Origin of the sequence: Ferrimonas futtsuensis DSM 18154 (genome assembly GCF_000422645.1) — a bacterium.
GTDB classification, from domain to species: Bacteria; Pseudomonadota; Gammaproteobacteria; order Enterobacterales; family Shewanellaceae; genus Ferrimonas; species Ferrimonas futtsuensis.
In genome coordinates this window covers 237991-245619 of sequence record NZ_AUGL01000007.1, presented here as the reverse complement: position 1 = coordinate 245619, position 7629 = coordinate 237991, and the positions used below count along the sequence as shown (strand labels likewise).

The following is a 7629-nucleotide window of genomic DNA, read 5'->3' as shown; positions in this document are numbered from 1 at the left end:
TCTCTCGCTCAAGACGGTTAATCCGGGCCTCCAGCTCCTGAATCTTCTGCTGTTCTGGAGTCAGGGCTTTGTTTGTCGGTGTGGTGCCGCCTCTCTCCTCCTCCAGCTGCTTAACCCAGCGCCTGAGGATGGTCTCACCGATATCGAGAGAGCGGCTGGCTTCGGGGACTGAGTATCCCTGGTCGAGTACTAGACTGGCAGCCTCGAGCTTGAACTCGGGCGTGAAGGAACGACGTTTTCTGGTCATGGAACACCTCTTGTTACGGTGGTGACTTTACCACCTTAAGTGGTGTCCGGGATCATTAGACCACTACAACTCTTTATCTCGTAGCAAGTGCAGGATTCTTCGTCTTGGCAAATTAGGTCTGCTCTCCGGCTACCAAAGAGAAACGGCACTTCAGAGCCGAGAGCTCCATGTGGTGTGCTCTCGACTAAGTATTCAACTAGGGCTGCTTTTATCTCTATTTCTTTCATAAGAGTTACTTAGTCTATGGACAAGACTAGTATATCTTTATCTGGATGGATGTACAGTGGTTGAGGCTTGGCTGGACTGTCCTTAGCCCGTTTGTTGTAGTTCGTTGCCAAGGTATATCAGTCCAGTCTGCAGTAGGAAAGTCTTAGATACCTAGCCAAAATGGGTTAGAAAGTCGAGGTTTATCAGGAAGGTTAATGAAGAGGCCAAATCCAGGGTTCTGGCCTCATTTATATGCTGTACCGCTACCAGGGCAGTTCGATGCCGTCGTAGTTGTAGAAGGTGCCGCTGTCCACTAGGTTCAGCTGCTCCACCACATGACGCATGCCGCGCACCGACACCTCAGTGGTGATCAGGGCATTGGGCCCGCCCATGTCGGTCTGGACCCAGCCTGGGTGGAGGATGGCCACCGCCACGCCGCGGTCCTGCAGGTCGATGGCCAGACTCTTGCCGATGGCATTGACCGCCGATTTGGAGGCGCGGTAGACATAACTGCCGCCACTGCCGTTGTCGGTGATGGAACCCATCTTGGAGGAGAGCAGGGCCAGCTTGCTGCCCTGGCCCAGATTGGCTGCCAGGGCTTGGGTGAGCAGCATGGGGGCGGCCACATTGATTTTCATGACCTGCTCGAAATGCGCTTGCTGGTAGTCGCCGAAGGGCAACCCCTTGGGACCATAGACGCCGGCGTTGAGAATCAGCCTGTCCAGGGTGCGTCCGTTCAGGTAGTCCGCCAGTGAGTGGAACTGCTCAGGGTCACCCAGCTCCAGAGCCACCAGCTCCAGCTGGTTGGGGTATTGCTCTGACAGCAGCTGCAGATCGTCGGCGTGCTCGGGGTTGCGACAGCAGGCGATGACGGTGTCGCCATGGGCCAGATACTGGCGGCAGAATTCGAGGCCGATGCCCCGGTTGGCGCCGGTGATCAAGGTTAGATTGGCCATGTGATAGTCCTTATCCGGATAGGGTTCTGGGTATTCTGAAATGGTTGAGGCTGGTATCCAGCTTAAGCCCACATCTGAGCTTTGCCAACTTGTAGCTTAGCTGTGCCATGGGGTAACCGGCGCGCAGCTTCTCTCCGGTCTTGCCGGAGACCGTGCCCTCCTTGAACAGCTCTGCGATGGGGTGTTCCGCCAACAGGCGGCTGGCGGTCTTGGCGCCAATGCCGGGGATCCCGGGAATGCCATTGCCACAGTCACCGGCCAGAGACCAGTACTCCAGCATCCGCTCCGGCGGCAGGTTGAACCTTTCCAGGCAGTAGTCGGCATCGAGCCAGCACTGATCGAAGTGATTCCACTGGGTCACCCCCATAGGATGCAGCTGGAAAAAGCCCTTGTCGGTGGAGGCGAGCACCACCTGGCCACCGGCGCTGAGTATCTTGCTGGCCAGGGTGCCCAGAATGTCGTCCGCCTCGGTGCCCTCGACGCTGATGGAGTGGATGTCAATCTTGTCCAGTGCCTGTCTGAGGTTGGCCAGGGTCTGGGCCAGCTCCTCCGGCATGGCTGGCCGGTGGGCCTTGTATTCCGGGTGGATTCCCTGGCGCCAGGCGTGGCTGTTCTCCCCATCCCACACCATGACCACATGGCTGACCCGATGGAAACGAATCATCTTGTGGCAGGCAGCCTGGGTACGCTCGTAGAGGGCATCCCTGTCTCCCTGGGGCACCGCCGCATGGATGCGGCGGACCAGGTTGAGGGCGTCAATGAGCAGGACTTTGGCGGACATTATGAATCTCGTAGCATGGGGTGTACTCCCCTTCGAGCTTCATTCTACCCTGGCTGACAAAGGCCGCGAGCAGTTTATCCATCTTTTTCATAATGTTGGGATCGCCATAGAGCTGGAATGGTCCCTTGGAACGAATCTGGGCCATCCCCTCCGGCTTCACGTTGCCGGCGACGATGCCGGAGAAGGCCCGGCGCAGATCCGCGGCCAGCAGGGCCGGGTTTTTCTGAGGAACCAGGTTGAGGTTGGCCATGTTCTCATGGTCCGGTTCGAAAGGCAGCTGGAACTCAGGTTCAATCTTCAGCGACCAGTTGTAGGTGTAGGCGTCGCCCATATGGCGCCTGTGCTGTTTGACCACCGGCATCTTCTGCTTGAGGTGTTTGGCCACCTCTTCCGGATCGTCGATGATGATCTGGTAGAGCTTTTGTGCCTCCTCCCCCAGGGTGGTGGCGATGAAGCGGTCGATCTCCTCGAAGTAGGCGGCGCTCTCTGCGGGGCCTGTCAGAATCAGCGGCATGGGCTGATCGTTGTTGTCCCGGTGCAGCAGGATGCCGATGAGGTAGAGCAGCTCCTCCATGGTACCGGCGCCGCCGGGGAAGATGACAATGGCGTGGCCGAGGCGGACAAAGGCCTCCAGACGCTTCTCGATGTCAGGTAGGATCACCAGCTCATTGACGATCTGATTCGGTGGCTCCGCGGCGATGATGGAGGGTTCGGTCAGTCCCACAAAACGGCCATCCTTGATCCGCTGTTTGGCGTGGGAGATGGCGGCGCCCTTCATGGGACCCTCCATGGCGCCCGGACCGCAGCCGGTGCAGATATTCAATTCTCTGAGGCCCAGCTCGTAACCCACCTCCCGGGTGTATTGGAACTCGCTGCGGCTGATGCTGTGGCCACCCCAGCACACCACCATGTCCGGAGCGGCATCGGCGGGCAGGGCCTTGGCATTGCGCAGGGTTTCAAACACCACGTTGGTGATGTGGTAGGAGTTGGTCAGGTTGATGTGGCGGATGCTGTCCAGGCGGTCGCCGATGTAGAGAATGTCTCTCAGCACCGCAAACAGGTGTTCCTGGATCCCCCGGATGATCTGGCCATCGACAAAGGCCTGTGGGGGCGGGTTGGTCAGCTCCAGTTTGATGCCGCGCTCCCGCCGCAGGATGCGGATCTTGAATTCGCTGAACATGGCGAACAGCTGGGTGGTGTCGTCGGTGTGGGCTCCGGACGCCAGTACGGCGAGGGAGCAGTTGCGGTAAAGCTGATAGAGATCCGAGGCGGCGCTCTCCTGCAACCGCTCCACTTCCAGCTGTGAAAGCTGCACCAGACTTCCCCTGGGCCTGATCTGTACCTGCATGGGCACCTCCTATTGTTATTAGGGTTCGTTGAGCTTGGCTGCGTAGCTTTGCATCAACGGATATCGTCTGCGGTACCAAGGTGCTTGGAGGGTGTTCAAGGTGGCGGTGTCTGCGGGCAGTTTGGGGTTGGCCAAACTCTTGCCACCCAAGGTCACCAAGTCCTGGAGGGGGCCATAAAAAAAGGCCACCCGTCTAACTAGGATAGCCTTTATCTTTCAATACGCTATGGATTAATTATCCCTTAGTCGTCCATCTCCACCTTGTCACGCCCCTGGCGTTTTGCCCGGTAGAGGGCGGCATCGGCGCGCTCGAAGGTCTCCTGAATGGTCTCATTGGCCCCCACCTTGGCGGCGCCGATGGAGACGGTAATGGAGAGTCGTTCATCACGGAATTTAAAGGGGATCGCTTTGATCCGCTCTCGGATCCGGTTCAGCACCTGCTGGACCTGTTCTCTGTCCATGCCGGGCAGCAGAACCACAAACTCCTCACCGCCGTAACGGGCGACAAACTCCTCTTTGCGCAGGGAGTTCTTCAGTGCCATGGAGACCACCTGCAGGGTCTTGTCCCCTGTCGTATGGCCAAAGTTGTCGTTGATGCTCTTGAAGCGGTCGATATCCGCCACGGTGACCCACAGGTCATGGCCGTAGCGCTTAAACTGGCGGTAGGCGCGCTTGAGTTGTTCATCCAGGGCGGCGCGATTGGGCAGCTGAGTCAGGGCATCCACTTGATTGAGGCGTTGCTGTTCAATCAGTTTGTCTTTGTAGCTGGCGGCTTCGGCGGTGAGGCTGTTTATCTCCGCCTGCATCTTCTGCATGCTCTGCTTCATCGCCAAGAATTCGTTCTGCTCCTGGGCATCGCGCTTGGCCAGCTGCTGACGGATAAAGGTCAGCTCGTTGACCACCTGGGCTTTCAGGGTTTGCAGGTCGCCGGCGTCGGACACCTGATCGCTGAACTGGCCCATGTGGCTGTTCAGCTTTTGATTGAACGCCTTACTGGATTTGTAGCTGTTGCTGGTGGCCTGCCAGTTCTCTCCCATGGCCTGTCGCACGACGGTCAGGGAGTCGGTGATGGCGGCCAGGAACTGTTGAGAAGCGCTCTTCTCCTTGGCCATCTCGGCCACCAGGATATTCAGTACCTGGCTGTAGGCCTCGAGCAGCTGGTCGACCTGGACGTCGCCACTGAGCATCGCCTTGATGGCGTTGATCTCTTCGCCATACTGGCTGGGAAACTCAATTTCAGACAGCAGCTGAGCCAGTTCATGGGCCAGTTGGCGGTGTTTGGGGGTGGTGGGGATGCGATCCTCTTTGGCGAGGCGCTCCTGCAGCAGCTGTTCGTAGTACTTAACCAGTTGCTCCACCCGGGGAATGATCTCCCAAACGGTGTGGATCGGTTTCTGGATATCCTGCTGGTAGTACTTGATCTCGCGTTTGAGCTTTTCCGGAATGCCGCTGAGGCTGGAGAGTTGTCGAGCCAGCTGTTGAATCGACTGCTGGTTATGCTCGATCTCCCGCTGAGTGTTCTGGTACTGGGTCTGAAGGGCCCGGCTCAGTTCGCCCATTTCAGGCAGAGCGTTGTCGAGATTATTGGGGTCGGAAAGCTGCTGACGTATTTTGGCCAGACGATTGTCCAGCTCCAGATTCTGCCCTTTGCAACACAGGCCCAGGCGCATGGAGAATTGAATCAGTCCCTGAAGCTGTTTGGCGCGTACGTCTTCGAGCTCCTGCTGCTCTTTACGTACTTTATCTAGCTTTTTCTGCATATGCTCCAGCTGAGATTTGGCGTCAGTGACCATATTCATTCGCGTTAGCTACCTTCAATCCGCTCAGCCCTGTGATTGTTTTAAAAGTGGTTTCTTTTTTGGAGGGCTCAATGAGTATCGTAGCGGCTTTGTTTTTAAGTGCAAGAGCCCTTTTGCCAAAGCCTTTTTAAAATTTGGTTATTGCGAATTCAGTGTCGTTCTTGTTGGCCTAAAGTCAGGAAAAATCGCTCATTGAATAACATTCTCGTTACAATTCGCCAGTGGTGACTGTGATTTACAGGCGATTCCAATGTTAAGGAAAGATGACAACTCAGTTTTAGCGAGGGAACACTAACTGCGTAACAGAGCTTCTATCCTTAGGGCAGAACGGCATGGGGTAAGGGGCATTGGCTGCATAAATATGCACCCATTATTGGCGTCAGACACAAAGAGTGACAGTTGCGGACTCTACCTCAGGGACGGGCCGCTGATATACTCCGGCGCCCACCAGGAAGAGAATCAGTTAAAAAAGGATGATCAATGCGTTTTGTTCTTGGCACCCTGGCTCTGGCGAGTGTCTCGGCCCAGGCCCAGATCCAGTACAGGGTCGAGCTGACCCAGCCTCAGCACCATCTGGCCACCATCACCGCCGAGTTCCCTCAGCAGAAGGCCGGCAGCTTCGAGTTTCAATTGCCGGATTGGCGCACTGGCCGTTATCAGCTGTTGCCTTTGGCGGATGGCATTCGTCGTCTTGAGGTGACCGACGCCGACGGACGTCCGTTGCCTTTTACCAAGGTCGATCGCAGTCGCTGGTCGGTCACTCTGGGTGACACCACGCAAGTGAGCGTTCGCTATCAGCTGTACGCCAATGAACTGGGGGATCGAACCCGGCATATCGATGATACTCATGCCTATCTGGATGCCTCAGCCACCTTCGTCTACAGCCCTGAGTTGCGCGACGAACCACTGTCTGTGTTCCTGTCTGTGCCCGGTAGCTGGCGCAGCGTCTCCGGCATGGAGTCTCCCGCTCCCCACCGATTCACCGCCGATAATTACGATGTGCTGGTGGACAGCCCCATCGAGACCGGCGAGCACAGCAGCCACAGTTTCAGCCAGGATGGCCGCGACTATGAGGTGGTGTTCTGGGGGGAGGGCAACTACAACCAGGCGCAGATCATCGAGGATCTGGAGCAGCTGGTGGCCGAAGGGGGCAAGCTGTGGGGGGGCTACCCGTTCCAACGCTATCTGTTTATGGTGCACGCCACCAGCGGTGCCAGTGGTGCCACCGAACACCTGAACTCCACGGTGATCCAACGGCCCCGTTACCGTTTCCATAAACGCAAAGACTACGTGGACTTCCTCAGCTTGGCGTCCCACGAGTTTATCCACACCTGGAATGTGAAGGCCTACCGGCCCCAGGGGCTGGTGCCCTATGACTACCAGGGTGAGAACTACACCCGTTTGCTGTGGCTGGCGGAGGGCTCCACCAGCTACTTCCAGAAGCAGCTGCTGCTCAGCGCAGGCCTAATCAGCCCGCAGGAGTTTCTCGAAGACTTGGCGAAACGCATCGAGCGCAGTGAAGCCAAGCCTGGCGCCCAGGTGCAGAGCGTGGCCCAGGCCAGCTTCGACAACTGGATTGCGACTGGAGGCGATTACGCCCGCAACCACAGTGTCAATATCTACTCTGAGGGGTACCTGGCCTCCCTCTCCCTGGATCTGGAGATGATTCGCCGCAGCGACGCCAAGCACAACTATCGCCAGCTGCATCGCTACCTGTATGATCACCACCGTTTGCCCCAATCTTTCGGTGAGCAGGATGTACTGGCCGGGCTGAAGGTGGTGACCGGCAGCGATTTCAGCGATTGGTGGCAACAGACCATCGACTCTCCTTTTCAGCCTGATTTTGATGCCATGCTGACTCAGTTGGGGCTGGAGCGCGCGCCCCAGGAGAAACCCAGGCGGGTCGACCTTGGGCTGGAGATCAAAGAGGAGAAGGGACTGGCCAAGGTCACCCATGTGAGGCGAGAGGGCGCGGCCTGGCAGGGGGGACTCACCACAGGGGATCAACTGGTAGCCATCAACGGCATGCGTCTGCTGCCCAGCCAGTGGCGAGATCGCCTGGCAGAGCTTCCCCTGGGCGACAAGGTGACTCTGACCCTGTTTCGCCGGGACCGACTGATGGAGCTGGAGGTTAAACCCGGCGCTCAGCAAGCGGATAAGCTCAAGCTGCAACCTGTGTCCGACGCCAGCGACGCCCAGAGGCGAGCCTTTGAAGCCTGGGCCGGAGTGGACTGGCCTTTCGACTCGACAGGCAAGTAACAAAAGAAAAGGGCGGGGATATCCCCGCCCTT

General features: G+C 57.6%; 6 protein-coding genes. 1 reads left to right on the top strand and 5 read right to left on the bottom strand.

What is annotated here, in order from left to right:
- The 5 genes from G505_RS0106215 to G505_RS0106190 form a co-directional block, all read right to left on the bottom strand.
- The coding region (locus tag G505_RS0106215; protein ID WP_028108789.1) for an IS3 family transposase at positions 1 to 247 on the bottom strand (247 nt) is incomplete at its 3' end.
- Positions 248 to 717: 470 nt separating this feature from the next.
- Positions 718 to 1410, bottom strand: coding sequence for an SDR family oxidoreductase (locus G505_RS0106210; protein WP_028108788.1), 693 nt, complete (start codon positions 1408 to 1410; stop codon positions 718 to 720).
- 10 nt (positions 1411 to 1420) lie between these two features.
- Positions 1421 to 2191, bottom strand: coding sequence for a flap endonuclease Xni (xni, locus tag G505_RS0106205; protein ID WP_035385120.1), 771 nt, complete (start codon positions 2189 to 2191; stop codon positions 1421 to 1423).
- Positions 2166 to 3539, bottom strand: coding sequence for a nucleotide 5'-monophosphate nucleosidase PpnN (gene ppnN / locus G505_RS0106200; RefSeq protein WP_028108786.1), 1374 nt, complete (start codon positions 3537 to 3539; stop codon positions 2166 to 2168). Before ppnN ends, xni begins: the two co-directional genes overlap by 26 nt.
- 242 nt (positions 3540 to 3781) lie before the next feature.
- The gene (locus tag G505_RS0106190) at positions 3782 to 5338 is read right to left on the bottom strand and encodes a GGDEF domain-containing protein (protein ID WP_028108785.1); all 1557 of its coding nucleotides are present in this window, start codon (positions 5336 to 5338) and stop codon (positions 3782 to 3784) included.
- A gap of 480 nt (positions 5339 to 5818) precedes the next feature.
- On the opposite strand from G505_RS0106190, the gene G505_RS0106185 reads away from it, so the two are divergent.
- Positions 5819 to 7597, top strand: coding sequence for a M61 family metallopeptidase (locus tag G505_RS0106185; protein ID WP_035385119.1), 1779 nt, complete (start codon positions 5819 to 5821; stop codon positions 7595 to 7597).
- Positions 7598 to 7629: the final 32 nt, after the last annotated feature.